General features: G+C 58.5%; 23 protein-coding genes. 9 read left to right on the top strand and 14 right to left on the bottom strand.

All coding sequences use genetic code 11. The features are described 5' to 3' along the window. Positions 1–56: 56 nt before the first annotated feature. From Q674_RS22705 to Q674_RS22685, 5 genes are all read right to left on the bottom strand, one after another. Positions 57–905 carry a formate/nitrite transporter family protein gene (locus Q674_RS22705; protein WP_011783761.1) on the bottom strand — a complete coding sequence of 283 codons (849 nt, stop codon included), beginning with the start codon at positions 903–905 and terminating at the stop codon, positions 57–59. Between the two features lie 316 nt (positions 906–1,221). Then, complete coding sequence (locus tag Q674_RS22700; protein ID WP_011783762.1) at positions 1,222–1,977, bottom strand: TonB family protein; 756 nt, start codon at positions 1,975–1,977, stop codon at positions 1,222–1,224. Beyond that, the gene (locus Q674_RS22695) at positions 1,974–2,384 is read right to left on the bottom strand and encodes an ExbD/TolR family protein (protein WP_022993429.1); all 411 of its coding nucleotides are present in this window, start codon (positions 2,382–2,384) and stop codon (positions 1,974–1,976) included. Before Q674_RS22695 ends, Q674_RS22700 begins: the two co-directional genes overlap by 4 nt. Then, entirely contained in the window at positions 2,381–2,776 is a 396-nt protein-coding gene (locus tag Q674_RS22690; protein ID WP_014420161.1) for an ExbD/TolR family protein, read from the bottom strand. The genes Q674_RS22695 and Q674_RS22690 overlap by 4 nt, the downstream gene beginning before the upstream one ends. After that, positions 2,763–3,560 carry a MotA/TolQ/ExbB proton channel family protein gene (locus Q674_RS22685; RefSeq protein WP_023007821.1) on the bottom strand — a complete coding sequence of 266 codons (798 nt, stop codon included), beginning with the start codon at positions 3,558–3,560 and terminating at the stop codon, positions 2,763–2,765. The genes Q674_RS22690 and Q674_RS22685 overlap by 14 nt, the downstream gene beginning before the upstream one ends. Before the next feature lie 177 nt (positions 3,561–3,737). On the opposite strand from Q674_RS22685, the gene Q674_RS22680 reads away from it, so the two are divergent. Beyond that, a complete protein-coding gene (locus Q674_RS22680) occupies positions 3,738–6,092 on the top strand; it encodes a diguanylate cyclase domain-containing protein (protein ID WP_036198851.1) in 2,355 nt (784 codons plus the stop codon). Here the strand turns inward: Q674_RS22680 and Q674_RS22675 are convergent. Further along, complete coding sequence (locus tag Q674_RS22675) at positions 6,089–6,856, bottom strand: sulfite exporter TauE/SafE family protein (protein WP_023007819.1); 768 nt, start codon at positions 6,854–6,856, stop codon at positions 6,089–6,091. The two genes, Q674_RS22680 and Q674_RS22675, sit on opposite strands and share 4 nt — an antisense overlap. A gap of 97 nt (positions 6,857–6,953) precedes the next feature. Between Q674_RS22675 and Q674_RS22670 the strand changes: the two genes are divergently transcribed. Then, positions 6,954–8,441 carry an amidase gene (locus Q674_RS22670; protein WP_023007818.1) on the top strand — a complete coding sequence of 496 codons (1,488 nt, stop codon included), beginning with the start codon at positions 6,954–6,956 and terminating at the stop codon, positions 8,439–8,441. Positions 8,442–8,583: 142 nt separating this feature from the next. Next, positions 8,584–9,195, top strand: a complete 612-nt coding sequence (locus Q674_RS22665) for a hypothetical protein (RefSeq protein ID WP_023007817.1) — start codon at positions 8,584–8,586, stop codon at positions 9,193–9,195. A gap of 25 nt (positions 9,196–9,220) precedes the next feature. Here the strand turns inward: Q674_RS22665 and Q674_RS22660 are convergent, their stop codons facing one another. The 4 genes from Q674_RS22660 to Q674_RS22645 all read right to left on the bottom strand — a co-directional run bounded on the left by Q674_RS22660 (position 9,221) and on the right by Q674_RS22645 (position 15,227). Beyond that, positions 9,221–11,893, bottom strand: coding sequence for an EAL domain-containing protein (locus tag Q674_RS22660; RefSeq protein ID WP_023007816.1), 2,673 nt, complete (start codon positions 11,891–11,893; stop codon positions 9,221–9,223). Positions 11,894–11,919: 26 nt separating this feature from the next. Further along, complete coding sequence (locus tag Q674_RS22655; protein WP_036198840.1) at positions 11,920–12,306, bottom strand: response regulator; 387 nt, start codon at positions 12,304–12,306, stop codon at positions 11,920–11,922. Between the two features lie 2 nt (positions 12,307–12,308). Further along, on the bottom strand, positions 12,309–13,742 hold the full coding sequence (locus tag Q674_RS22650; RefSeq protein WP_226374372.1) for a PAS domain-containing sensor histidine kinase: 1,434 nt from the start codon (positions 13,740–13,742) through the stop codon (positions 12,309–12,311). Positions 13,743–13,841: 99 nt separating this feature from the next. Next, complete coding sequence (locus tag Q674_RS22645; protein WP_023007814.1) at positions 13,842–15,227, bottom strand: HDOD domain-containing protein; 1,386 nt, start codon at positions 15,225–15,227, stop codon at positions 13,842–13,844. Between the two features lie 233 nt (positions 15,228–15,460). On the opposite strand from Q674_RS22645, the gene Q674_RS22640 reads away from it, so the two are divergent. The 3 genes from Q674_RS22640 to Q674_RS22630 are packed head-to-tail and all read left to right on the top strand — an operon-like array spanning position 15,461 to position 17,947. Then, positions 15,461–16,468, top strand: coding sequence for a methionine ABC transporter ATP-binding protein (locus tag Q674_RS22640; RefSeq protein WP_023007813.1), 1,008 nt, complete (start codon positions 15,461–15,463; stop codon positions 16,466–16,468). Then, positions 16,468–17,145, top strand: a complete 678-nt coding sequence (locus tag Q674_RS22635; protein ID WP_014420171.1) for a methionine ABC transporter permease — start codon at positions 16,468–16,470, stop codon at positions 17,143–17,145. Before Q674_RS22640 ends, Q674_RS22635 begins: the two co-directional genes overlap by 1 nt. Before the next feature lie 19 nt (positions 17,146–17,164). Continuing rightward, on the top strand, positions 17,165–17,947 hold the full coding sequence (locus Q674_RS22630; RefSeq protein ID WP_011783807.1) for a MetQ/NlpA family ABC transporter substrate-binding protein: 783 nt from the start codon (positions 17,165–17,167) through the stop codon (positions 17,945–17,947). Positions 17,948–18,027: 80 nt separating this feature from the next. Here the strand turns inward: Q674_RS22630 and Q674_RS22625 are convergent, their stop codons facing one another. Continuing rightward, positions 18,028–18,681, bottom strand: coding sequence for a peroxiredoxin (locus Q674_RS22625; RefSeq protein ID WP_011783808.1), 654 nt, complete (start codon positions 18,679–18,681; stop codon positions 18,028–18,030). A 184-nt stretch (positions 18,682–18,865) separates the two neighbouring features. Beyond that, positions 18,866–20,227: an alanine/glycine:cation symporter family protein gene (locus Q674_RS22620; RefSeq protein ID WP_023007812.1), complete on the bottom strand. Its 1,362-nt coding sequence runs from the start codon at positions 20,225–20,227 to the stop codon at positions 18,866–18,868. Positions 20,228–20,425: 198 nt separating this feature from the next. Between Q674_RS22620 and Q674_RS22615 the strand changes: the two genes are divergently transcribed. Both Q674_RS22615 and fghA read left to right on the top strand, forming a co-directional pair. After that, complete coding sequence (locus Q674_RS22615) at positions 20,426–20,857, top strand: CBS domain-containing protein (protein WP_022993417.1); 432 nt, start codon at positions 20,426–20,428, stop codon at positions 20,855–20,857. 34 nt (positions 20,858–20,891) lie between these two features. Next, positions 20,892–21,737: an S-formylglutathione hydrolase gene (gene fghA / locus Q674_RS22610; protein ID WP_023007811.1), complete on the top strand. Its 846-nt coding sequence runs from the start codon at positions 20,892–20,894 to the stop codon at positions 21,735–21,737. Position 21,738: 1 nt separating this feature from the next. Here fghA and Q674_RS22605 read toward each other — a convergent pair whose 3' ends face one another. Beyond that, positions 21,739–22,866 carry an HD-GYP domain-containing protein gene (locus tag Q674_RS22605; protein ID WP_023007810.1) on the bottom strand — a complete coding sequence of 376 codons (1,128 nt, stop codon included), beginning with the start codon at positions 22,864–22,866 and terminating at the stop codon, positions 21,739–21,741. Positions 22,867–23,115: 249 nt separating this feature from the next. On the opposite strand from Q674_RS22605, the gene Q674_RS22600 reads away from it, so the two are divergent. Further along, positions 23,116–24,135: a GGDEF domain-containing protein gene (locus tag Q674_RS22600; protein WP_023007809.1), complete on the top strand. Its 1,020-nt coding sequence runs from the start codon at positions 23,116–23,118 to the stop codon at positions 24,133–24,135. On the opposite strand, the gene Q674_RS22595 is transcribed toward Q674_RS22600, so the two are convergent. Next, entirely contained in the window at positions 24,096–25,535 is a 1,440-nt protein-coding gene (locus Q674_RS22595; RefSeq protein ID WP_023007808.1) for an MATE family efflux transporter, read from the bottom strand. The genes Q674_RS22600 and Q674_RS22595 overlap by 40 nt on opposite strands. Positions 25,536–25,683 lie beyond the last annotated feature (148 nt).

Below are 25,683 nucleotides of genomic sequence, written 5' to 3'. Positions count from 1 at the left end.
ATATGAGCCACTGAAGCCCGCCGGTGTGTGCGGCACCGGCGGGGCCTTGGTGGTAATCAGGCGCTGCGGGCGCTGACGGGTTCGCGGTAGTCTGTTGCCAGGGTGCGCTTGGGTGCGGTGCGAACGTGGGTGGCGTAAAGCGTCAGCCCAGTGAAGGACAGGCCACCTACCAGGTTGCCCAGAACGGTGGGGATCTCGTTCCAGATGAAGTAATCCATGATACTGAACTCGCCGCCCATCATCAGCGCAAACGGGAACAGGAACATGTTGACGATGGAGTGCTCAAAGCCCATGTAGAAGAACAGCATGATCGGCATCCACATGGCCAGTACCTTGCCCTGGACCGTGGTGGAGATCATCGCGCCCACCACGCCCATGGATACCATCCAGTTACACAGTACACCCCGCAGGAAGATGGTGAACCAGCCAGCCACACCATGTTCGGCATAACCCAGGGTACGGGCCTTGCCGATCGAGGCAATTTTGTCCCCGACCACTCCGGCTTCGGTGTTGAAACCGTAGGTGAAAACAAAGGCCATGATGGTGGCAACCGTCAGGGCACCGCCGAAGTTACCCAGGAACACCCAGCCCCAGTTTCGAAGGATGCCGCGGGTATCCACTCCGGGGCGTCGGTCGAGAAGGGCCAGCGGGGTCAGCATGAACACCCCGGTGAGCAGGTCGAACCCCATCAGATAAAGCATGCAGAACCCGACCGGAAACAGCAGTGCGCCGACCAGCGGGCTGCCGGTCTGTACGCCGACGGTAATGGCGAATACCGCCGCCAGTGCCAGGATCGCCCCGGCCATAAAGGCCCGGATGAGGACATCCCGGGTGGCCATGTATATTTTTGATTCACCGGCGTCCACCATCTTGGTGACGAACTCCGAAGGCATGATGTAAGACATAGTGTGTTCCCCTGATCGCTTCCTGGTTATCTGGAGCCAACAAAAAACGGCGCCCTCATTGCCTGCCCGGTAGGGGCTGGAATGAGTAGACGCCGTCGTCTGAACAGAATGTGCGCGGGCAGCCTGAATGAAGATGAACAGGCTATCTGCTGAGGATGTCTGAGCAGAGAGTGTGCCAGTGTTGGGAGCTTTCAGGGTTTGATTTAAGAATCAACAGGTTGAGTGAGGGGATCGGTTGCGGTTTCGTGCCTGCTTTGCTGGTCGGCGCACCGGCAGAGTGCGCCCTGCCTTTCCTTGGTGCCTGGCAGGGAATGAGTCAGCGCAGATTAAAGCGGACTGGCAGAGCGTAGGTGAAGGACTTGCCGCGCATGGAGTCCGGCACGGCTGGCAGAGGCGCAGCTTGCGCCAGCATGGCCAAAGCAGCATCGTCCAGCAATGAGTGCCCGGAACTGTCGCGCAGCGAGTGTTCCACCAGCGAGCCATCGCGCCGGAACTCGAAGACAATCACCGGTGTACCCTCCTGGCCTAGCCGGCGGGCACGGCGAGGATACTCGTAATAGCGCGCCAGGTGCCGGCTGAGCTTGCTCAGGTAGCTGTCTACCTGTGATGACTGACCGGCATTCTGTAAAGGTACCGCGCTTTGGTTGGTGTTACTGTCCGCTTCTTCGCCCTGAGGTTGTTCTGGGCTTTCTGCCACGGCCTCGGTGGGACTGGATTCTGGCTCCTGCGGTGTGGGGGCAGGTTCTGGTATTGGCTCAGGTTCTGGTTCTGGCACGGGTTCAGGTTTCGGTTCCGGCTTTGGCTCTGGTTTGGGCTCTGGTTTGGGTTCTGGCTTGGGCTGCGGTTCTGGCTCTGGAGCCGGTTCGGGTTCCGGCGCGACCTCCGGCTTTGGCTCTACCGATTTCCTGCCGGCGAGATTGATCTTGATTGCGGGGGCGGTGTTCACGGCACTGTCGCCCAGAACCGGCATCTCCAGGATTTCCTCGGGCGTGGCCAGGATTGCTGCAAGGGCGGTTGCGATCATGGCGATGATCAGGAACAGGGCCTTGGGTAGCCGACCTGCTGTTGTCATGTGGCAGGCTCCGTGAGCAGCAGAACTTCCGAATAACCGCCCTCTTCCAGAATCCTGAGCAAGTCCTCCAGCTCGGTCATGGTCAGGCTTTGATCCGCCGCAATCTTCAAGGGTACGTTCTCATCCGGAGCCGGAAGCGCGGCAAGCAGACTCTCGCGGGTCTGGTGCTTGCCTTCGACCTGCCATTGGCCATCGGCCTGAACCATCATGTCGGCCTCGGGTGCCTGCTGTTCCGGGCTCTGCTCGGTACCAGGCAGTTCTGGCAGCGGTTCGTTGGTAAGTTGTCCCGCTACAATGAAAAACATCAGCAGCAGAAACACCAGATTGATCAAGGGCAGCAACGCATCTTCAACACGTTCCAGAAGGCCCTTGCCGGAGGTTGATGGAGGTGGAACCAGGTCTGTCATGAGTCAGGCGTGTTTGTACGCTTCCAGTGAGGTTCAATGCCGGCGTTATCCAGCGCACTGAGGGTCCGGGTGAAATGGGCCAGGCTGGTATCGGGTGTAGTGGCGAGATTGGCTTCGCTTACCCCTTCAGCGTTCAGCGTCGACAGTAGCTGCGCCAGGTCGAAGTCTTTCTTCTTCCAGCGTACCGTGCCATTGGCATTGACCCTGAGCTCTGGCAGGGGGGCGCCTGTGGCACTGCTCTGCTGGCCGGTATTGTTCGCCAGTTCCAGATAATCTACCGGTAACAACCGGGTGGTAAGCATAAAGAACACCAACAGGATGAACACCACATCGATCAGTGGTGTTATCCGGATGGGGATCGGGCGGTTTGGCCGGGGGTCAACCAGCTGCATGTGCCAGCCGCTGATTATCGCCGACCGAATAACTCCGGTCCGCCTCTGCTGCCCTCTCAGGGCGGGGCTCGGATGCCGGTGTGGCCACGTCTGCCGCTGTGGCCGTTTCGTCGCCAGGCAACACGTTGAAGACGCTGACAAGGGCACTGTTGATGGTTTTGTGAATCCGGCGCAGACGGAACTCGATCCAGGCCGCCAGCGCCGCAAAAGGAATGGCTACCACCAGGCCTGCGGCCGTCGTGGTCAACGCCTCATAGATACCACCGGACAGCTGGCTGGCGTTAGCGCGACCATCGGTCGCCGCCATCGCGCTGAATGCTTCCATCATGCCCATTACGGTACCCAGAAGGCCCAGCAAGGGGGCCAGGGCGGCAATCACTTCGATGATTTTTAACGGTGCCTCGAAAGGTTCCAGCGCCGCTTGCGCATCCCTTACGGCGGTTTCCCTTACAGCACTGATATTCGGATTGCACTTGCTGGCTGTCATGGTGTTGACCAGCAGATGCATCAGTGGATTGGTACGCCCGAGCAAGCCAGCGTCGGCTCTGGTCTTTTCCGGGGAAGTCTGGGCCGGGGATGCCTGCCATTGCTGAACCAGGTAGCGCAACTTCCGGGTAAATCGCGGGGCGTAGAAGGTTCCGAACAGCATCAGGTAGAAGAACGTGATCACGCCAATGGCAGCTATGGCGATCAGAACGATCATGACTGGACCGCCCATTTCGACCAGTTGGCCGAGTGGCCCGTGGTCGAACAGCGATGCGGAAGTGGCAGTAATGGAATCCATACAGATATTCCCGGCGAGACGAAAATAGAACTAAATAATAACGATTATCAGTAGAATTTCAAGTCTCGATCTGACGTATCCGCCCGCCTTTGTTAGACTTTCGGTGACGTTTGCAACTATCTGGTGTTCGTGATGGGCGCCCAGTGCCTGAGAGCCTGAGCAGCGGGAGTGATTAATTTGGTCAGAAAATGGTTCGGCAGCCTGGTCAACCGAGCCGTCGCCCTGGTAGTGGTGTTTGTGGCGACATCCGCGGTTGTCATTGCGGCCATCGGGTGGCTGCTCAGTCGGGCCGAGCTGGAGGACATGGCGTATGGTCAAGTGGAAACCATTGCCGGAATGGTCGCCAGGGAACTGGATCTGAAGCTGTCGGAAAGACTGGATGTACTGACATTGGTGGCCGAAGGCTTCCCCTCTACCGAGATCGTGCTGGAAAACCGGGCCCGGGTCCTGCTGCGTAATCAGGATGCCCTGCTCCAGCTTTTCGATGCCACCTTTATTCTCGATGCCGATGGTCGGTTACTGGCAGCTTCCCCGGCGTCGTATTACGTACCCGGTTTTAATGCCTCGCAGCGCCCCTACTTCACCGATCTGGTCAGCCGGATGTCGCCCATTATCAGCGCTCCCTACATTACCGTAATTGATGAGCAGCCCGGCGTTATGGTGGCCGCGCCCCTGTTTGATGCAAACCAGCGATTCATCGGCATGATCGGCGGGCTGATTCTGCTGCAGGGCGATAATTTCATGAGTGAATTTGCCAGTGTCCGGGTGGGCCAGACCGGCTATCTGCGCCTGATAACGCAAAACGGCATCGTGCTTGCTGATGGTCTGTCGGGAGAGGTGATGGTGCCCGTAAGCAAATCGTCCCCCTCTTTACTGCAGGCGATGTCCGGTTTCGAGGGCACATCCCACGATCATCCGGGCCGGAAAACCGGGACCATAACCGGCTATGCGCAAATGGCGCTGGTACCATGGTTTGTGGCCGCGGTCTGGCCCGAGCGTGAGGCCTTTGCTCCGGCACTGAGGATGACCGGTGGCTTCAGCTGGGCGTTGCTGGCGGTAGTATCAATACTGGCGCCCCTGGCTTTCTGGATCTTTTACCGGCTGTTGGCGCCGTTGCGCAATCTCGGGGTTCAGATATATCAGCGGCACACTGGTGAGCGGGAGGAGCCTGTTTCCGAGGTGGGCGGGTCGGAGATCCGCAACGTTGCCAAAGTCTTCAACCAGGTGCGGCAGGAACGGGATGAGATTTTCCGGTCACTGGCCGAACGCGAGGCCTTCTTCCGGTCCCTCACCAGTAATGCACCTATCGGCATCGTACACACGGATATCCTGGGCCGTATAGAGTTCGTGAACCCGGCGTTTCTGGATATTGTGGGGCGCCCCGAGAACTGGCTCCGCCATCGCTACCTGATTGAAACCGTTGCCAGCGAGGATCGGGAAAAGGCCATGAAAGGATGGCGCAATGTTCTGGTGCGCCGCAGTTTTTTCAGGAGCCGGCTGAGGTTGCTAACCCATCGTCTGCCCGGTTATGTCTGGGTGGATGTCATTACCTCGGTGATCGACCTGCCGGACCAGGCCATTGGTACCATCACCGCCGTCCGGGATGTGACTCAGGAAATGCGCTTTGAACGGGCCATTCGTGAGGAACAGCAACGGGCGGATTCGATTCTCGATGTGCTTCAGGAAGGGGTGCTGATGGTGGATACCGAAGGCGCTATCCGCTACGCCAATGGCGCTGCCTGCAGTTTTCTGGCGTTGGACGATGACTGTGTTGGCCATAACTTCTTCGAATCCGTCACCATCCGCCACGACAATGAAGAACTGCTGTATGAAACCTTTCTGGCCGGAGATGAAATCGACAACCGCTACGTGACCCTCGAAAACCTGGCCGGACGGATCTACGACATCGATCTGACCATGCTGCATCTGCGACGGGGCGAGCGGCAGGAACGGCTGGTGTTTGTACTCAGGGACGACAGTGAACGCAGGCGGGAAGAAGAACGATTATCCTGGGAGGCCACCCACGATGCACTGACCCAGTTGCTGAATCGGCGGGCGTTCACCGCTTCATTGCTCAAAGCTTTGGCCGATGCACCCCAGCGAGAGGTTCCGGCGGTGCTGATGATGATTGACCTGGACCACTTCAAACCCGTCAATGATGAGGGGGGACACCTGGTTGGCGATGAACTGCTGAAACGGCTGGCGGATGTGTTCAAACAGGCCGTGCGCCAGTCGGATACAGTAGCCCGCCTCGGGGGTGATGAGTTCGCTGTTTTGTTGCCAGCCTGTGGTATGGCGCGGGCAGAAGCTCTGGCTGAAAGTATCCGGGCAAAGGTGCAGGCGTTGAAGATCGAACACGACGGTCGCCAGTTTGGCGTCACCGTCTGCATTGGCCTGACGCCGGTTTCAGCCCACGACAACGGCCCGAAAGAGGTGATGGCACGGGCTGATGAAGGCTGCTACATCGCCAAATCACGGGGCCGGAACTGCGTAGTATCGATTGCACTGCCGGACGAAGGCGACCGGCCTTAGCCAAGCCAGCCGGCAGAGCGCGCTGCCTGCCAGAGCAAGCGGAACGCCAGCAAGGTAAGTACCAGGTTGAAGGCGGTGTGGAACCACCGGTTATTGATGGATTTAAGCAGGTGTAATCCAAGCCAGGTGCCGGCAAAGCCGCAGGCGATCATGGCCAGAATAAAGAGCAGCCACTCCGAAAACACAAAACCGGCCACGCCGAATACCAGGGCCTTGGGGGCGTGCTGCAGGGTCATGGCGGTGCCAAAGGTGGCGACGGTGCGGAAGCGGTCGGTGTGAATCTGCTTGATAAACGCCGCCACCAGGGGGCCGGTAGCGCCCACGAACAGACTCACGAAACTGGTAATGGCAGAAGCGATAAACACGCCGAACGGGCCAAAAGAGGCCTTGGGCAACCCGGGGCCCCAGCACAGGTAAAGCACGAACAGGGCAATGCTCAGTTGCCACAGATGAGCCGGCAGATCGACCAGCAACCAGGCACCCAGTCCGGCCCCTGCCAGCACGCCTGGGGCGAAGGCGGCGATCACCTTCCAGTCGATATGATGCCGGGTCAGTATGGCCCGGCCACTGTTGGAACCGAGCTGGATCATGCCGTGCACCGGAATGATCGCCGCCGGTGGCAGCCAGGATGCCATCAGTACCAGCAGCAGGACACCGCCGCCGGCGCCCAAGGTGGCGGTGATCATGGAGGTAACCGCTGAAGCCATCAGCAGGAACACCATCACGCTGGTGCTCAGGGCTTCCGGAAACACGATCAGGCTCATGGAACTCACTCTGGTATTGGCGTAAGCTCCTGAGTTTCCGGTTTATAACGGGAATGTCCAGGGGACTTTCGCCGAAGAACAACAAGCAGGGTTGCCAATGAAACCGTCCGAATATCTTCGTTACGATGCCACGGCCCTGGCCGATCTGATTCGCCGGGGTGAAGTCACCTCCCGGGAAGTGACCGAGGCCGCTATCGACCGTGCCAGCGCCGTGAACCCGCGCCTGAATGCCATCTGCCACCCGCAGTTTGCGGAGGCCATGGATCAGGATTTTCCTGCACAGGGTCCCTTCGCCGGGGTGCCCTTGTTGCTCAAGGATCTGGCGCAGGAGCAGGCCGGGCATCCCTGTACCTACGGCAGCCGGGCTCTGCTGAAGAACGTGGCCACGCGGGATTCCCAGTTTGTGCGCCGTGCCCGGGAGGCCGGGCTGGTTTTTCTTGGCCGCACGGCAACCCCGGAATTCGGCCTCAAGGCCGTGACCGAATCGGCGTTGTGGGGCCCCAGCCGTAACCCCTGGGATACCGAGCGCACGCCGGGTGGTTCCAGCGGCGGTTCTGGTGCTGCGGTCGCGGCTGGCATTGTGCCCATGGCGGGTGCCAACGATGGCGGTGGCTCCATTCGTATTCCGGCCGCCTACAATGGCTTGTTCGGGCTGAAGCCGTCCCGGGGCCGGATTTCCGTTGGTCCCTACGCTGGCGAGGCCTGGACCGGAGCTTCTACCGATCATGTGGTTTCCCGGACCGTCCGGGACAGCGCCGCGATGCTGGATGTGCTTTCCGGCCCGGCCAGTGGCGACCCGTTTACCATTCCACAGCCATCGGCCCCCTGGGCGGATCTGATGCAGCAGTCACCGGGCCGCCTCAAAATCGGCGTATTTACCTCGTCACCCTATGACACTGAGGTGGCGCCGGAATGCGTCGCCGCAGTTGAAGAAACGGCACGCCTGCTGGAATCCCTGGGCCACGATGTAGAGTATGCCCGCCCGGAGTTTGATGGGCTCGCCCTGGCCCGCAGCTACCTGGCGTTGTATTTCGGTGAGGTATCCGCGCTTATGGAACGCGCGAAAACCGAATTCGGCGCCACCGATCGGGATTTTGAGCTGGAAACCCGGCTGCTGGGTATGCTCGGGCGCACCATGCCGCTGCCAGACTATGTTCGCCTGCGCCAGCAATGGAACGATTTTGCCCGGGCCCTTGGGGCCTATTTCGATCGTTTTGATCTTTATCTGTGTCCCACCACTGGCCAGTTACCGGCCCGGATCGGACAAATGGACACACCTGCTCACCTGAAACTGGTGGCTCGGCTGATGCTGGGCCTCAAAGCCGGAAAGCTGGTGCACAAGAGTGGACAGGTGGACCAGATGGCCCTGGAAAGCCTGGCCAGGACACCGTTCACCCAACTGGCCAACCTGACGGGAACGCCGGCGATGTCGGTACCACTGCACTGGACCGGTGACGGGCTGCCGGTGGGGGTGCAGTTCGGGGCGGCCCACGGTGGTGAAGACCGCCTGCTGCAGGTTGCTGCTCAACTGGAAGAGGCGAGTCCGTGGTTCAGCAACTACGAGCGCCTTGAGGAAGCTTTCTGAGGTCGAAGAAAAAACCTTCTCCGGGGGTTGTGATCCGCGGTGACCAACTCCACGTTTATCTTTCCATGTGGAACAGGCTATGCTGTTAGTCAGGGACACCGGTTCCTGACCACCCTGATGGCATCGAGGAGGCGAGCATCTTATGAACCAATCGATGGCAATCGACGATCTGGTATCCGTAGCGCAGGCTGAAGCCATGGGGGAACTGGACGCCCCGATGATGGCGATCGTCCTGTCCAGTGATCAGAGCTACGACCTTCCTATCAACTCACTGGAGACTGATGCCGACAAGGCTCGCTGGGGGCTTATTCTGAGAGCAGCCAGGGAACATGTGGAGGCCGACGCGGTCGCGGTGCTCTATCCGGCCTGGACCACCATCCGCCGCAAACCGGCCGAAGGCCAGCCCGAGCCTGAGCAGGCGGCGACTGATGACGACGCCCAGGATGACGATAATGGCCCCATCGATACCCTTTTCGTCCAACTTCACACCCGTGATCGCATCTACTGGCGGGGTTTCGAGCAGATCCGCGACCCGCGCCACCAACGCATTATCGGCTTCCGCCGGATCAAGGCGCTGTCTACCGACTACGATCGAGACAACGCGCCGTCCGTGGCTTCCTGGCTGAGCACTCTGTTCGAGCCGCTGCCGGATGAGGGCGAGGAAACCGACGTGGATCGGGAACTGGCAGATCTGCTGGAAGAGCCGGAAGTCAGTGCGGCCCTCTATCCGAGGCAGATGCGCTCGCTTCATTAACTGCAAGCTTTGAGTTCCGGCCCTGCTAACGCCGGCAGCGCAGGAACTCAAGGCACTCTTCCGACGGCAGGGGTTTGCAGAAATAGTAACCCTGTACCTCGTCGCATCCGTTCATCCTCAGAAATTCCAGTTGCGCCTCTGTTTCCACACCTTCCGCCACCACGGTCATGTTGAGGTTGTGGGCCAGGTTGATGATGGTTTTGACGATGGCGCCGCTTTCCTCGTCTTCGGCGATGTCGGAGACGAAACTCCGGTCAATTTTCAGGATATCGATGGGAAAACGTTTCAGGTAAGTCAGGCTTGAGTAGCCGGTGCCGAAATCATCGAGAGCGACGCGAATGCCCATTTCCCTGAGTGACTGAAGCTCGCAAACGGCCTTGTCCATGTGGGTCATGATGGCGGTTTCGGTCACCTCAATGGTCAGCGACTGCGGGTCCAGTCCCAGGCTGTCCAGGGCCTGGATAACCTGATCCGTGAGTTTGCCCTGACTGAGCTGATAGGCCGAGATGTTGATGGCAACCCGAATGTCCTGGTTCTCCTGATCACGCCATTTGGCGAGCTGGCGAGAGGCTTCTTCAATCACCCAGGCGCCAATGGGCAGTATTAAACCGGTTTCTTCGGCAATGGGAATAAAGTCCCCGGGAGAAATCATGCCCAATTGGGGGTGTCGCCATCGAATCAGGGCTTCTGCGCTTTTGACCGAGCCACTGACAAGATCCAGTTTCGGCTGATACCAGAGTGACAGTTGATGCAGGCCAATGGCATTGCGGAGCGACTGTTCCAGATAGAGCCTCTCCCGCATGCGGTTATTCATCTCCGCAGAATAGAACTGAAAGCCATTTCTGCCGACATCCTTGGCCCGGTACATGGCGGTATCGGCATTCCGGAATAATTCATCGCCGTTATCGCCATCCTTCGGAAACATGGCGATACCGATGCTGGCGGAGGAGATGATTTCATGGCCGTTAACGGCCACCTTCTGTCGGAACTGCCGAAGCAGCTTCTGCGCAAGGGTGGCCGCCGCCCGCTCATCGCGGATATCGGTACTGAGAATCATGAATTCATCGCCCCCGAGGCGGGCCACCGTGTCGCTGTCACGAACACACTGACTCATTCGGGAGGCAACCCGTTGAATCAGGGTATCGCCGATTTTGTGGCCCAGACCGTCATTCACGCGTTTGAACTGGTCCAGATCCAGCAGCAGCACCGCGAGCTTGGTGTGCTCGCGTGTCGCCTTGGCAATGGCATGTTCCAGCCGGTCCCGAAGCAGGTTACGGTTTGGCAGCCCGGTCAGGTCATCGTGATTGGCCTGATACTCCAGCGCCGCCTCATACCGTTTCCGATCTGTCACATCATTGAAAACGCTGATGAAATGCGCAATCTCGCCGTGTTCGTTATGGACTGCGGCAAGCGCTACTTCATTCCAGAACAGACTGCCGTCTTTCCGGTAGTTTCTGAGGATGGCTCGGGCAGAGCCGCCATGGCGCATGCAGTTGCGCAGCCTTTCCAGTCCCGGCTGGGCCAGATCGTTGGCCAGCAGGAAGCGGGGGCTCAGACCGATGATCTCGTCGTGGCTGTAACCGGTCATGATACTGAAGGCGCGGTTGGCGTAGATGACCGGGTTATCCCGTGTTTTATCGGCCAGACAGATCACAATGCCGTTGCTGCTTTCTTCGATTGCCCGGTCATACAGTTGCAGCTTGCGGGCCCGGCTCTCCAGTTGCAGATACAGGCTGCGGTTCTCATAAACCCGGCCAGCCATGGCTGCGTGAGAGCTGCAGAGCCATTCGTCTTCCTCACTGAATGGCTCGTCGTCCAGGCGATTGATCAGGCAGACCCAGCCGTAAACCTCCGTCGCCGACATGATGGGCGAAACCACGCAGGATTGAACGGGTGGATAGCCTTCTGGCAGACCGATTTTCAGTGCCTGATGGCCCCCGGCATGGAGTCTTTTCGAGAGTCTGTCCCGCAACACGGCACCGGGAACCCCGTCATTGATTCCCGGGCAGGCGAGTTGTTGTTTCAGTTCGGGACTGAAGCCACTGAGGAAAAGCCGAATCTGCTGGTCGCCGTTGTGGCTCTCGTTGACACACAGAATGCCATAGCTGGCGCCTACCAGGGCGCGGGCATCGCGACAGATCGTCTCCAGCATACGACCGGCATCGCGCATTCCCGAAAGCTGAAGATTGATTTCGGTGAGGGCGGCGAGCCGTCGATTCGCCTTTTCCAGTTCATCGCTTTTGCGGGACAGCGTGTCGGTCAGGACTCGGGTATGCTCGGCGTCGAAGCGGTTTTCATCCACCGCCTGAGTGGGCTCTGGCGGAGAATCTGTCGGGCGAAGTGCGCTTTCTATGGCTTCGAGCACGTCCTCGGGAACACAGGGTTTGAAGATGATTCGGTGAACTCCCAACTGGCTGGCCAGTGTGCGTGCCTCATCTTCACGATAGTTGGCGGTGTAGAACATGATTTCGGTGTCGGCAATGCGCGGATCCTGTCGTACCTGACGCACAAATTCATAGCCATCCATCACTGGCATCAACAGATCGCAGATTACCAGCTCCGGACGGTGTCGCCGGACGACGGCCAGGGCTTTTTCTCCGTCCGGTGCTTCCAGAATCTCGTGGCCCAGATAGCCCGCCAGGGAAGCAACCAGCTCCCGGTTGGGTTCATGATCATCAACAATAAGTATCCTTGCCATGTTACCGCTCTCCTTACGCTGGCAAGTTAAGACCGTGGTTCAGCCGATAACCACTGGCCTACCTGAGTGGTAAAACGTTCTGGATCAATGGGTTTTGAAATATAGCCGTCAAATCCCGCATTCAGGATGGCCTGCTCGTCTCCGCGCATGGAAAACGCTGTAATGGCAACGACTGGAATGCCCGCCATAGCCGGGTTCCCGCGCAGTTCCCGGAGCAGTTCATAGCCATCCATGTTGGGCATCTGAATATCGCTCAGAATCAGATCCAGCTGATCGGCCAGGCGTCGCGCAATGTCCAGGCCCTGGCGACCATCCTCGGCCCGATGGATCCGATAGCCCTGATGCTCCAGCAGGTAAGCGGCCAGTTCCAGGCTGGCCATATCATCCTCCACGAGCAGCACGGTGGCTTTCATGGTCATCCACCCGGCAGGCTCAGAAGGAATTCCGAACCGCTGGCATCGGAACGTTGAAGCTGGATGTTGCCGCCCAACTGGTTGGCCAGCTTCTGACTCAGGTACAGGCCCAGGCCAGTGCCTTCCGTGCGCCTTGATGACAGCACCCCGCGTGAAAAGGGCTGAAACAGGTTTTCCTGAGCCGAGGTATCAATACCCGGGCCGGTATCCCGGACGCAAACATGCACCGATTGGGGATTCGGGCGCATCAGGGTGAGGTAGACGCCGCCCTGGTGGGTAAACTTCAGGCCGTTACTGATCAGGTTCATGACGATCTGGCTCAGAGCGCGTCGGTCGGTTTCCAGGTTGACGGGCTGATCGGGCAGTTGCAGACCAAGCTCGAGTGCCTTTTCCCGAGCCTGCAGGCTGAAAGTACCGTGTATTTCTTCGAGCAACTGGTTCAGATTGATGTTCTCTGGCTTCAGTTCGAGTTTGCCCGCGTCGATTTTTGCAACGTCCAGCAAGTCGTTAATAAGGGATAACAAGTGTTGTGCACTGGAGCGCACGGTGCCGAGTTGCTTTTTCTGGTCGTCGTTCAGTGGTCCGGGGAGGCCCATCAGCAAGGTGCCGGTAAAGCCGATAATGGCATTGAGCGGGGTTCGTAGTTCGTGGCTCATGCTGGCCAGGAATTGGTCCTTGGCTTTGTTGGCGGTGGCGAGTTCCTGGTTTTTATCCTGGAGGGCGCGCTCGAAGCGCTTACGCTCGGTAATGTCCCGAATCGCACTGGACACCAGTATGCCCTCTTCGGTTTCCAGCGGACTGAGACTGATTTCAATGGGGAATTCGATGCCACCCTTTCTGAGACCAAACAGCTCAAGGCCCATGCCCATAGGTCGAACGCGGGGATCTTTGAAAAAGCCATCCCGATGACCAATATGCTGGCCCCGGTAACGTTCGGGCATAAGAATTTCGACGTTCTGGCCGATCATCTCGTCCCGGTGGTAGCCAAACAGGGATTCCGCCTGCGAGTTCACCAGCACAATGCGGCCGCCCTGTTTGACAATGACGATGGCATCCGGCGCCGATTCCAGTAAGCCCCGGAATTTCTGCTCGGCCCGCTTGAGTTCTGAAACATCCCGGATCAGGGTAACCACCAGGCTGTCGCCCTGAACATCGACCGGGCTGCAAACGACCTCGACGGGAAAGGACTGGCCTTTTTTAGACCGGCACAGGCCCTGCGTGGACAGGCTGCGTCCACAGTCACCAAAATCCAGGGTAAGCGCCCGGTGTTCTGAATCCGTAAGCTCGATAAGATCGGCAAGCGGCTGCTGCACCGCTTCTTCCCGCGTGAACCCCAGCAGGATCTCCGCAGCAGAGTTCCAGTCTTCCACGACCCCGTCTGGTCGCAGCAACACCACGGCATCGGCCGGGGAGGGGCGCATTGTGGCGGTTTCCATTTCCACAGTCTGATGCTCCATGCCTAGAACGGATTTGGTGAGCTCCCTGTGAAAAAGAAGTATGGTCGATGCTTTGTATTTTTCCAGTAAACCCCGTAATCAGCCTCGTGCTGACATCAGGGTCAGGCACAACTGGGCGTTCTGGATGAAGTGGCCAAACGCCGCCAATTGCTGTTCCGATGGCACATAGCCTGCGGCCGCATTATCAGCGTAGAACAAGCCTACCAATCGGCCCTTGGCTTTCAGCGAGCCTGCCAGCGCCGGAACTTTCCCCAGCCAGCGGTCGTAGGGTACGCCCTCGGTCTGCTTTCGGGGTTCATAGACGGCGCAGGTGCCATGGGGCAACAGCGGCCCAAGGGGCCCGGTGCCGTCTTTCTTGATCACAAAGTGCTCGCGCCACTCTTCGGTGCCGCGGCCACCTACCTTGCGCGGTACCAGTAGTTCGCCGGAGCGGTCGGTCATCAACAGGGCTACGCGCTGCATGCCGATGGCCCGGTGAATCCCCTCAATCACCAACTGGCAGACCTCATTGATGTCCGGTTTTTCCGCCAGGGTCTGGGTCAGTTCCCGCAGAATCTGCAGTTGCAGATCGGAGTCCATGGCCGGGGCCTGGGTATCGGGGGCTGACTCCTGGTTGCCCGGCAGCAGAGCGGTCACTTGCGGGATGCCCAGAGAAACCGCCACTTTGCTGGCTTCCTGGGCGTTTACCTTGAGTTGATCACGGATGGCGGCGGGGGTTTCACCGATGTCGTCAGAGAGCTTCTCGAGCACCTTGTCCATCTCGGCCCCGCTCCAGCCGTTCTCGGACACCCGGGCCATTTCGACGCTGTTGCGGACCAGGCTGCTGGCCATGGAGTTGGCTTTTCCCGGCGCTACCACTTCCTTGATGAACGGTCCCAGCGACCAGGCATCCACCAGCCCGCGGGTTATTTCGGTAAAGGTGGTATGCAGCACCGCTTTCTGGGCCTCGACCGGGGGCTCTTCCAGCCGCAGGCGCTCTTCAAGTTCGCTGGCCTGCTCGGTTTCGCAGGACCAGAAAGCCAGTTCCCCAATGTTCATCAGCAAAGCGCCGATAAAGACCTCTTCCAGGGCGTGCTCGGTGCGTTTGGGCATCAGACAGCGGGCCTGTACCGCGGCATGAATCGCCCTGGCCAGGCATCGCAGCAGGTGGGGGCGATCATTGCGTTTGAGCAGGGAATCGACAATCAGAGACGAAATCGCCATGGACTTCACGGCATCAAAGCCGATCAGCGTGATGGCCCGGCTGACCGTGCTGACCTGGGTGCGGGTCTGGTTGTAAAACACCGTGTTGGATAACCGGAGCACCTGGGAGGTGAGCTGGGCATCATTGAGAATCACGTTTGCCAACTCATTGACGGTACTGTTGCGGCTGTCTGTCAGTTCGTTGATCTGCCGGAGGGTGTTGGCCAAAACCGGCAACTCTACCTTGCTCAGGTAGGAAACCCATGCCTGGGTTGAGTTCATCCTTGAGGGCGAAGTTTCGGACGGAGTAGTCACGGAAGGGGCGCGCCTCGGAATGGTGGACAGTTGTTAATGTTCTTTGTGGATACGAGTTTAGCTGAGCCGGGACGGGTCTGTCAGGTACCTTTTGGTGTAAGGGCAACTACCCACCTGCCGGCCACCGGGCGGGATTCGGGTTTGCCCCCTGAATAGGCTATAATCGCCGGTTTTAACGACGCATCTGCAAGGCACTGATCGTGATTGTATTTGACCAGGTAGAAAAGTCGTACCAGGTGGCTGGCCGGGCGATCCCCGCGCTGCATCCCACCAGTATGACCATCGAGACCGGTGAGGTGTTCGGCATCGTCGGCCACTCCGGCGCGGGCAAATCGACCCTTGTCCGACTGATCAACAAACTGGAACCCTCCACCGGCGGTCGCATCCTGATCGACGACGAGGACATCACCCGCTACAGCGCCGCAGAGTTGCGGGCCTTCCGACGCAAAGTGGGCATGATTTTCCAGCATTTCAATCTGCTGTCGTCCAAGACGGTGGCTGACAATATTACCTTCCCGATGAAGCTGGCGGGCATTTATTCCAAGGCTGAAATTCGCAGTCGGGTGGATGAGCTGCTGGCACGGGTGAGCCTGAGCGATCATGCCAACAAATATCCGTCCCAGTTGTCTGGCGGGCAGAAACAGCGGGTAGGCATTGCCCGCGCTCTGGCCTGCAGACCGACTATTTTGCTGTGCGATGAAGCCACCAGCGCCCTGGACCCACAAACCACCCAGTCGGTACTCAAGCTGCTGGCGGACATCAACAAGGAACTGGGCCTGACTATTGTGCTGATTACCCACGAGATGGATGTGGTGCGCCGTGTCTGTGACCGGGTGGCGGTGATGGATGCCGGCCGTGTGGTGGAAATGGGGCCGGTCAGTGAAGTCTTTCTGCACCCCCAGCACCCGACCACCCGGGATTTTGTGTTCGAAAGCGAAAACGTCGATCGCGATGAGTTGCAGGAAGATCTGCAGAAAGCCGAGGGTCGTATTCTGCGACTGACGTTCAAGGGGGAATCCACGTACAAACCGTTGCTTGGTAGTGTTGCCCGGGAATCCGGTGTGGATTTCAGTATTCTCTCGGGCAGGATTGATCACATCAAGGACACGCCCTACGGCCAGTTGACCCTGTCGTTGGTTGGCGGCGATCTGGAGGTTGCCATGAAAGCGCTGGAAGCCGCTGAAGTTCATGTGGAGGTGGTGCGCTGATGGAAGCCTTGATGGAAAGCCTTATGGGGAACGTGGACTGGGCCGAAATTGGCTGGGCCAGTTGGGATACCCTGGTGATGGTGGGCATGTCGCTGTTGTTCAGCGTATTGATTGGCTTGCCCATAGGTGTGCTGTTGTTCCTGACCGGCAAGCGTCAGTTGCTGGAACAGCCGGTGGCCTACGCCATCCTGTCGTTTATTGTGAACGTGCTGCGCTCTGTGCCCTTCATCATCCTGCTGATTGTGATGATCCCGTTCACGGTAATGCTGATCGGCACCTCCCTGGGGGTGGCCGGCGCGATTCCCCCGTTGGTGGCCGGTGGTGCTCCGTTCTTTGCCCGCCTGGTGGAAACCTCCTTGCGGGAGGTGGACCGGGGCATTATTGAAGCAACCCAGGCGATGGGTGCGAATGTTCGGCAAATCATCTTTGGTGCCTTGCTGCCGGAGGCACTTCCCGGCATTATCGCGGGCATTACGGTAACGGCCATTACTCTGGTGTCTTACGCAGCCATGTCTGGCGTTATTGGTGGCGGCGGCCTTGGCGACCTGGCGATCCGGTTCGGTTACCAGCGGTTCCAGACCGACGTGATGGTGATTACTGTGGCCCTGCTGGTGATCTTTGTGCAGGTGTTGCAGATGGCGGGCGATCGCCTGGTTCTGTATTTCAGCCGTAAATAATTAACGCAGGAGATTTGTTATGAACCTGAAGAAAACTCTGGTGGCTCTGGCCGCTGTTGCAACCTTCTCGACCGCTGCTTCGGCAGAACAACTGTCTGTAGCCGCGACTCCGGTACCCCACGCCGAGCTGCTGGAATTCGTGAAGCCGGCCCTGGCGGAACAGGGTGTAGAGCTGGATGTGAAGGTGTTCACCGACTACGTGCAGCCCAACATCCAGGTTGATCAGAAGCGTATGGATGCCAACTTCTTCCAGCACCAGCCGTACCTGGATGAGTTCAACGATGGCCGTGGCACCAACCTGGTGACTGTGACCGGCGTTCACGTGGAGCCGTTCGGCGCCTACTCCAGCAAGATCGAGTCTCTGGACGAGCTGAAAGAAGGTGCGGTTGTGGCCATCCCCAACGACCCCACCAACGGTGGCCGTGCTCTGCTGTTGCTGCAGAAAGCGGGCCTGATTACCCTGAAGGACGAAAGCAAGATCACTGCGACCCCGCGTGATATTGCCGACAACCCCAAAGACCTGGACTTCAAGGAACTGGAAGCGGCGACCCTGCCGCGTATCCTGAACCAGGTGGACCTGGCGCTGATCAACACTAACTACGCGCTGGAAGCGGGCCTGAACCCGTCTGAAGATGCTCTGGTGATCGAAGGCTCCGAGTCTCCGTACGTGAACATCCTGGTCGCCCGTCCGGACAACAAGGACAGCGAAGCCATGCAGAAGCTGGCCAATGCCTTGAAATCCGATGCGGTGAAAGACTTTATCAAGGAGAAGTATGAGGGTGCGGTTGTTCCGGCGTTCTGATCGGAACGGAGTGCCTTCAGGTGCTCTCAAGCATAAAAAAGGGCAGCCATTTGGCTGCCCTTTTTGTTTGTGGCGGTGGATCAGTCACCACTCCAGTTAGCACGTGGGTCTGGTGTCATCCGCAGGTAGGACTTCACGGCTTTGTAGCCTTTCGGGAAGCGCTTTTTGATCTCATCTTCATCCTGCAGTGACGGCACAATCACCACATCACTGCCACTCTCCCAGTTGCCGGGTGTGGCCACGCGGTGTTCGTCGGTCAGTTGCAGGGAATCGATTACCCGCAGCACTTCATTGAAGTTCCGACCTGTGGATGCCGGGTAGGTGATGATCAGTCGAACCTTCTTGTTCGGGTCGATGATGAACAACGAGCGCACGGTCAGGCTGTCGTTGGCGTTCGGGTGGATCATGTCGTACTTCTCGGACACCTGGCGGTCGTGGTCTGCAATGATTGGAAAGTTGACTGTGCAGCCCTGGGTCTCGTTGATGTCTTTGATCCAGTCGTGGTGAGAATCCACCGGGTCGACACTCAAGGCGATGGCCTTGACGTTACGCTTGGCAAATTCGTCTTTGAGCTTGGCGGTCAGGCCCAGCTCGGTGGTGCACACCGGGGTAAAGTCGGCCGGGTGGGAAAACAGTACGCCCCAGCCATTGCCGAGCCACTCGTGAAAGCGAATGCGGCCCTCGGTGGAATCCTGTTCAAAATCCGGTGCAGTATCTCCAAGACGCAGACTCATACTTACTCTCCTTCGACACGGTTGTTGGCAAATTCGTGTATTGCGCCGGCGTTGCCCGCCGTTGTTGTCTGATCAGTGTATACGAGTAACTGTGGTGATGGATGCGCCAGTTACAAGGGGGACTTGATCTGGCGCATCCAACGGTTCGCTCACATCCTTGTGAGCGTCTTGCATAGACAGGGTATTACTCCACGCCCAGAGCCTTCTGCTTGTCGAAGTGCTCCCGGGTCAGTTTGAACACTACCGGGCTCAACAGCAGCAGGGCAATCAGGTTGGGCAGTGCCATCATGGCGTTCAGGGTGTCGGCCACCAGCCAGATAAAGCCCAGGTTGATGGTGGCGCCCACCGGAATGGCTACAATCCACAGCACCCGGTAAGGCAGAATGGCCTTCACACCGAACAGGAACTCAATACAGCGTTCTCCGTAGAAGGACCAGCCGATGATGGTGGTGAATGCGAAGATCGCCAGGGCAATCGCCACCACGTAGTTGCCAAAGCCCGGCAGGCCGGTTTCAAAGGCCAGGGACGTGAGTGCGGCACCGGTTTCGCCGGACGTCCAGGCACCGGAGGTGATGATCACCAGGCCGGTGATGGAACAGACAATGATGGTGTCGATGAAGGTGCCCAGCATGGCCACCATGCCCTGCTTGACCGGGTTTTTGGTTTGCGCTGCCGCGTGGGCGATGGGGGCAGAGCCCAGACCTGCTTCGTTAGAGAAGATGCCCCGGGCCACACCAAAGCGGATGGCTGCCCAGACCGCAGCACCGGCAAACCCGCCCTCGGCTGCAGCCGGGCTGAAGGCATAACTGAATACCATGCTGATGGCTTCCGGAATCTGGTTGGCGTTAATGGCCAGTACGATCAGGCCAATCAGCACATAGGACACTGCCATAAACGGCACCAGTGCACTGGCCACCTGGCCGATACGCTTGATACCGCCAATCAGTACCATGCCCACCAATACCATCAGGATCACACCGGTTACCCAGTGGGGCAGGCCAAAATTGGTTTCCAGCACATCGGCGACGGAGTTGGCCTGAACCGTGTTACCGATGCCAAAGGCGGCTACCGAGGCAAACACCGCAAACAGGATGCCCAGCCAGGCCCACTTGCTGCCCAGGCCGTTACGGATGTAATACATGGGGCCGCCCACGTGGTTGCCACGCTCGTCCACTTCCCGGAAGCGAACCGCCAGGACGGCTTCTGAGTATTTGGTGGCCATGCCCACCAGGGCTGTGAGCCACATCCAGAACAGCGCACCGGGGCCGCCGAGGAAGACCGCTGTGGCTACACCGGCAATATTACCGGTACCGACGGTGGCAGACAGCGCGGTCATCAGGGCCTGGAACGGGGGAATGTCACCGTCATCCTCGTCACCGCGGGCCCGGCCGCTCCACATCAGGCGGAAACCGGCCCCCAGTTTCATGATCGGCATCAATTTCAGGCCAATACTCAGAAACAGGCCGACGCCCAGAATCATCACCAGCATGGGAGGGCCCCATACCAGTCCGTTGATTTCACTTACAAAATTGGAAATGGCTTCCATGGGTTCTCCCACTGTTTACCACGGATGAATCAGGATTATTGAGCCCTGAAAGGGCATAACCCATTGAGTTTAGTCGACAATTATCCGATGTAAACCGTTTTCATGACGCCGGTTTTTCATTTCTGCGGGCTTTGCCTATGTTTAGGGTATGGAAGTGCTCAATCGGGCACCGTTATTCTGTCTGAAAGGAAGTTGTCGATGCGCTCATTGAAAATATCTGAAGTGATGTGGAACCACATTGAACCGATTCGCTGTGGTACGCCGGTCACCAGGGTGGTGAAAGCCCTGCTGGCCAATCATGTCACCGGTTTGCCGGTGGTGGATGATCATCGCCGTGTGCTGGGCTTTGTCTCGGAACAGGACTGTATACACTCGCTGCTGGTCAGCAACTACCACCACGAAGGTGATCCCATTGTGGATGACGTGATGTTCCGGCAGCCGATGACGGTATCGCCGGACATGTCGGTGGTGGATCTGGCACAGAATCTGGGTGCTGGTAAGCCAAAAGTGTACCCGGTGGTTGATCATGGCAAACTGGTTGGTATCGTAACGCGTACTGCCATTCTGGCGGAATTTGCCAAGTCCGGTTTCAGTATCGACAAACCCAGCTATGCCGGTGCTGAGGACTGATCGCTAACCACATCTTTGACTCCGGGGGGGATCTATGGACCTGTTATCCACCAACGTCTGTTTCGACGGAGAACACCGCCGCTATCGCCATACCTCCGCTACCCTGGAGTGCGACATGGAATTTGCGGTGTTTCTTCCTCCTGCGGCGCTGGGTGCTCAGGCCAAAGAGGTGCCGGTGCTGTACTGGTTGTCGGGCCTCACCTGCACCGATCAGAATTTCATGCAGAAAGCCGGCGCCCAGAAACTCGCTGCAAAGCTGGGCCTGGCCATTGTCTGCCCGGATACCAGCCCCCGTGGCGTAAATCTGCCCGGCGAGGATGACAGCTATGATTTCGGCTCCGGAGCCGGTTTCTATGTGAACGCGACCCAACAGCCCTGGGCGCCGCATTACCGGATGTATGATTATGTGGTCAAGGAGCTGCCGCAGCTGGTGGAAAACGAATTGCCGCTGAACGGCGAACGTTCGGTCAGTGGCCATTCCATGGGCGGGCACGGGGCTCTGATTGCGGCTTTGAAGAACCCGGGGTATTACAGGTCGGTATCGGCCTTTGCTCCAATTGCCAACCCCATGGCCTGCCCCTGGGGCCAGAAGGCGTTTACCGGATACCTGGGTGACGATCAGTCGGCGTGGGAAGCCTGGGATGCCACCATGCTGATTCCGACGGCGAAGGAACGGTTGCCGCTACTGGTGGACCAGGGTACGGCCGATGAGTTTCTGGACAGCCAACTGAACCCGGATGCTTTGGCTGATGTGTGCGAGAAATTCCACCATCACCTGAACCTGCGTATGCATCGGGGCTATGACCACAGCTACTTCTTTATCGCCTCGTTCATTGACGATCACCTGAACCATCATGCCCGGGCACTTGGGCTGATCTGATTCAGGAGCGGAAGCCCCAGAGCATGCTGAAATCCATGGATGGCATGATCTCGGGCTCTTCCGGCGCTCGAATGTTGTATTCCAGCAGGCTTGTATCGCGCTCAAAGGTGCCACTGTAGCGGTTACCTCTGGGGCCGAATATCGCCTGTACATAAGGACCGCGTGCCCGTACTGCCCGACGGGTAATAACGCCCACCTCGTTATTTACCAGCCGTACCAGCATGCCTGGAGGATGATCCCCCAATACCTGCAGTAATGAACGCGGAATCGCCGGCCGGAACTTGCCGTCCGCCAGGGTGGCGATGAGTTTGCGGGCCTCAGTGATATTCATCCGGTTACGGTAAGCGCGCTTGGTGATCATCGCCACATAGCGCTCGGCCAGGGCCAGGATTTCTGCTTCCGGAAGGATATCGCTACCGCTGAGCCCTTCAGGATAGCCCGAGCCATCGGCCTGTTCGTGGTGTTGGGCAATGATACGCAGCAGCAGCTTGTTATTGATGCCGGCCGACGTCAGCGCCTGAATGCTTCGGGCTGGATGCTTGCGAATGACCGCCCGCTGATCATCGGTCAACACGGTATTGGAGGCGTTGAGTTGGTCTGCCACAGGCACCAGCGCGAGGTTGGCGGTGAGCGCGGCGGCGGTGAGCACAGTGGCCCGCTTTTCCTCCAGCCCGAACTGGCGTGCGATAAAATGGCACAGGATGCCGTAGAACAGGATCTGTTCATGGATGGTGGGGCTGATGGAATACAGGTGAACCAGTGCCAGGCTGGCGTCGGGTGCCTCCTGGCAGGTTTTATCCAGCATTCGGCACAGACCCAACAGGCGTTTCTGGGCGGTGGGATCTTCCGAGGTAATGGCGTTGAGTGTGACTTCCAGCGTGGTCAGCAAGTCACCGTATTCTGCAAACGGATTCCGCTGGCGCAGGTCTTCAAAGGTTTCCTCTTTCGGCCGCTCGATCTTTCGGGGCTTGAAGCGCCCTCTTTCAAACAGCTGCTCGAGCTGGCTGTTGGTCTGAATCACATAGCCCTGACGCAGAAGAATATTGCCTTCTGAGTCGAAAACATCCCAGGGCAGGGGCTTGCCTATGGTGAGTGCCCCAGGGGCTATTCTTATCAGTGATTTAGACACAATGTTCCTGAATCTGCCGACGGTACGCGATAGTATGACTGGCCAATAGGTTTGAAGCTAATGATCGTTGCCTGGACGATTATAAAGCGGATTACATTGGAATATTAGAGAAAAGCAAAGCGTGATGCGGGTCACATTGTGTCGCCTTTGGTGGTAGATTTGTTAAGAATCGTTGCCCTGGAACGACCGTTTGAAAAGCTTGGGCTATTCTAGAATCCTAAATCAGACTTTTGTCGGACCCTGAGCTGCATGTTTCACCGCCTGAAAAACGATTTTCGGTTATCCATCATTACCTTGCTGGGCATCAGCGGGCTGGTGGGCATCACGCCGTTTGCAGTGCTGCGGTTCATGCAGGGTAATCTGCTGGCTGGCGTGGTGGATAGCGTGATCCTTGGCGGTATTGCGATGAGCATGGCCTATGCCTGGTTCACGGGAGATACCCGCAGGACGGGCCTGGTTATGGCGATAATTTCGTCCTATGGGGCTGTTGCAGTCGGTACGATTGTTGGTGACCCGGGGTTGTTCTGGTTATATCCCTGTCTGGTCACCACCTTCTTTCTGGTCGCTCCGAGGGTTGCTGTCGGTATTAACCTGTCCGCCATCCTGGCCATGATGGTGATCGGCCTGGCATTCAGTAGCCAGGAGCAGATGTGGTCGTTTTCCTCCACCGCCGTTGTGGTCAGTGCCTGCGCCTATGTCTTTGCTCATCGCAACCACAGCCAGCGCCGGCGCCTGGAGCAGCTGGCCACCATCGACCCGCTGACCGGCGTAAAGAACCGCCGTTCGATGGATCAGGAGCTGGATGTGGCCGCTGCCAATGCCGAGCGTTCCGGCCTGCCCTACGCTCTGGTGTTGCTGGACCTTGATCACTTCAAGAAGATCAATGACGAATATGGCCACGGCGTGGGCGACGATGTGCTCACCGAGCTGGTGGCCCTGCTGGAGAGCAATACCCGCCGTTCCGATCAGTTGTTCCGATATGGCGGTGAGGAGTTTGTATTGCTGCTGCCAGGCGTTGATGGCGTGAATCTGCGTGCGGTGATGAACAATCTTCAGCAGGTGCTCCGAAAATACATGAAACACCCCGGCGGGCCGGTAACCGCGTCATTCGGCGTGGCCCTGCTGGGCCATGGCGAAAGTGTGGAAAGCTGGCTGGCCCGGGCCGATAACGCGCTGTACACCGCCAAGGAAACCGGGCGTGACCGGATTGTCTATGCCGAGGATATTGGTCAGCCCATGCCAGAGCCGGTTCCCACGGCTGCAGGCTGAGTGTCTTCATCAACGGGCGTGGAAGGCTGGTAATGAAACAGGCGCCAGCCGAGTAACAGGCTGGCGGAGGTCAGCCCGGCCGTCAGTCCTACCCAGAAACCCGCAGCGCCCAGCGCCGGCCATACCCAGTCGGTAAATGTCAGCACATATCCCAGCGGCAGGCCCACTCCCCAGAATGAAAACAGCATGATGAACATGGGAATGCGCGTGTCCTTGTAGCCGCGCAGGGCGCTGATACAGGTTACCTGGATAACATCGGCAATCTGGAACATGGCGGCGAAGGTGAGCAGCCGAATGGTGACCGCCTGAACCTCGGCATCGCCCGAATACAGGCTGGCAATCGCGCCGGAGAACACGAACAGCAGGGTGGCAAACAGCAGGGCGATGGCCGAGGCCAGAATCAGCGAGCTGCGTGAAATCAGCCTTGCGGAGTCCCGGGCGTTGGCTCCTGTCAGAAAACTTACCCTCAGAGTCAGTGCCATACCCAGGCTGAGAGGAAGCATGAACAGCAGCGAGGTTACGTTCAGGGCGATCTGATGGCCGGCTACCACCACTGGGCCAAGCGGTGCCAGGAACAAGGCGATCACGGCAAACATGCTTGCTTCGACGAAGATGGTGAAGCCGATGGGGACGCCAATGCGCAGGATGTACTGAATGCCAGCCCAGTCCGGTTTTACCCAATCGGCAACCAGATGGAACTGACGGAAGGTCTCGCTGCGGTTCAGATAGATCAGCATGGCGATGGCGGCGACACCGTTGGAGATGGATGTGGCCCAGCCACAGCCGACACCGCCCATGGCGGGCAGCCCGAGTTTGCCGTAAATGAAGATGTAGTTCAGGGGCAGGTTGATCACCGTGCTAAGCACGGAAAACGCCATGATCACCCGGGTATGCCCCAGACCATCGGTCAGGCCCCGAAGGGCGTTGATCAGCAGCAGCGCGGGAATGCCCCAGGCAAATGCGTCCAGATAACCCTGGGTGATGCCGGCGGTGTGCGGGTCGAGTTTCAGCAGGGCCAGGACGGGATGGACATTGGTCAGCAACAGCGCCATCACTACGGTGCCGCCCGCCGCAATGTAGATGCCCTGCCAGGTTGCGGGCATGATCTTATGGGTTGTCCGAGCGCCGTTGTAGCCGGAAATGATCGGTTGCAAGGCGCCGAGCATGCCCATAAAAAACAGGAAAAGCGGCATCCACAGGCTGCTGCCGATACCCACGGCCGCGAGGTCTTCGGCACTGGCGTGGCCGGCCATCACGGTATCGATCACACCATTGGCCATCTGTGCCACCTGGGCAATCAGAATCGGGCCGCCCAGAATGGCCAGTGTTTTCCACTCGGCGAGCGTGCGCTGAATCAGCGGCTGGCGGGCTTCGGGTAGTGGCTGATGGGTTTCGTCCATGGCGCTCTGGTTTTTCCGGAATTGTAGCGTGGCACTGGTACAGGACCGGCCATGGTACCTCAGCCTGCGGACTCGTGCTTATAGGGGTTTCCCCGTCTGCCGCCGCTGCAAAACCCACCGTAAAGCAGTAAAGTAGGCGCCCGGCATA

The organism is Marinobacter sp. EVN1 (assembly GCF_000475375.1).
GTDB classification, from domain to species: Bacteria; Pseudomonadota; Gammaproteobacteria; order Pseudomonadales; family Oleiphilaceae; genus Marinobacter; species Marinobacter nauticus.
This window is presented reverse-complemented; position numbering and strand designations above follow the sequence as displayed.

Excerpts from the sequence above, each read along its gene's own strand:
- Q674_RS22705 (WP_011783761.1), bottom strand. The coding sequence starts at position 905 with ATGTCTTACATCATGCCTTCGGAGTTCGTCACCAAGATGGTGGACGCC.
- Q674_RS22700 (WP_011783762.1), bottom strand. The coding sequence starts at position 1,977 with ATGACAACAGCAGGTCGGCTACCCAAGGCCCTGTTCCTGATCATCGCC.
- Q674_RS22695 (WP_022993429.1), bottom strand. The coding sequence starts at position 2,384 with ATGACAGACCTGGTTCCACCTCCATCAACCTCCGGCAAGGGCCTTCTG.
- Q674_RS22690 (WP_014420161.1), bottom strand. The coding sequence starts at position 2,776 with ATGCAGCTGGTTGACCCCCGGCCAAACCGCCCGATCCCCATCCGGATA.
- Q674_RS22685 (WP_023007821.1), bottom strand. The coding sequence starts at position 3,560 with ATGGATTCCATTACTGCCACTTCCGCATCGCTGTTCGACCACGGGCCA.
- Q674_RS22675 (WP_023007819.1), bottom strand. The coding sequence starts at position 6,856 with ATGAGCCTGATCGTGTTTCCGGAAGCCCTGAGCACCAGCGTGATGGTG.
- Q674_RS22670 (WP_023007818.1), top strand. The coding sequence starts at position 6,954 with ATGAAACCGTCCGAATATCTTCGTTACGATGCCACGGCCCTGGCCGAT.
- Q674_RS22665 (WP_023007817.1), top strand. The coding sequence starts at position 8,584 with ATGAACCAATCGATGGCAATCGACGATCTGGTATCCGTAGCGCAGGCT.
- Q674_RS22660 (WP_023007816.1), bottom strand. The coding sequence starts at position 11,893 with ATGGCAAGGATACTTATTGTTGATGATCATGAACCCAACCGGGAGCTG.
- Q674_RS22655 (WP_036198840.1), bottom strand. The coding sequence starts at position 12,306 with ATGAAAGCCACCGTGCTGCTCGTGGAGGATGATATGGCCAGCCTGGAA.
- Q674_RS22650 (WP_226374372.1), bottom strand. The coding sequence starts at position 13,742 with ATGGAAACCGCCACAATGCGCCCCTCCCCGGCCGATGCCGTGGTGTTG.
- Q674_RS22645 (WP_023007814.1), bottom strand. The coding sequence starts at position 15,227 with ATGAACTCAACCCAGGCATGGGTTTCCTACCTGAGCAAGGTAGAGTTG.
- Q674_RS22635 (WP_014420171.1), top strand. The coding sequence starts at position 16,468 with ATGGAAGCCTTGATGGAAAGCCTTATGGGGAACGTGGACTGGGCCGAA.
- Q674_RS22630 (WP_011783807.1), top strand. The coding sequence starts at position 17,165 with ATGAACCTGAAGAAAACTCTGGTGGCTCTGGCCGCTGTTGCAACCTTC.
- Q674_RS22625 (WP_011783808.1), bottom strand. The coding sequence starts at position 18,681 with ATGAGTCTGCGTCTTGGAGATACTGCACCGGATTTTGAACAGGATTCC.
- Q674_RS22620 (WP_023007812.1), bottom strand. The coding sequence starts at position 20,227 with ATGGAAGCCATTTCCAATTTTGTAAGTGAAATCAACGGACTGGTATGG.
- Q674_RS22615 (WP_022993417.1), top strand. The coding sequence starts at position 20,426 with ATGCGCTCATTGAAAATATCTGAAGTGATGTGGAACCACATTGAACCG.
- fghA (WP_023007811.1), top strand. The coding sequence starts at position 20,892 with ATGGACCTGTTATCCACCAACGTCTGTTTCGACGGAGAACACCGCCGC.
- Q674_RS22600 (WP_023007809.1), top strand. The coding sequence starts at position 23,116 with ATGTTTCACCGCCTGAAAAACGATTTTCGGTTATCCATCATTACCTTG.
- Q674_RS22595 (WP_023007808.1), bottom strand. The coding sequence starts at position 25,535 with ATGGACGAAACCCATCAGCCACTACCCGAAGCCCGCCAGCCGCTGATT.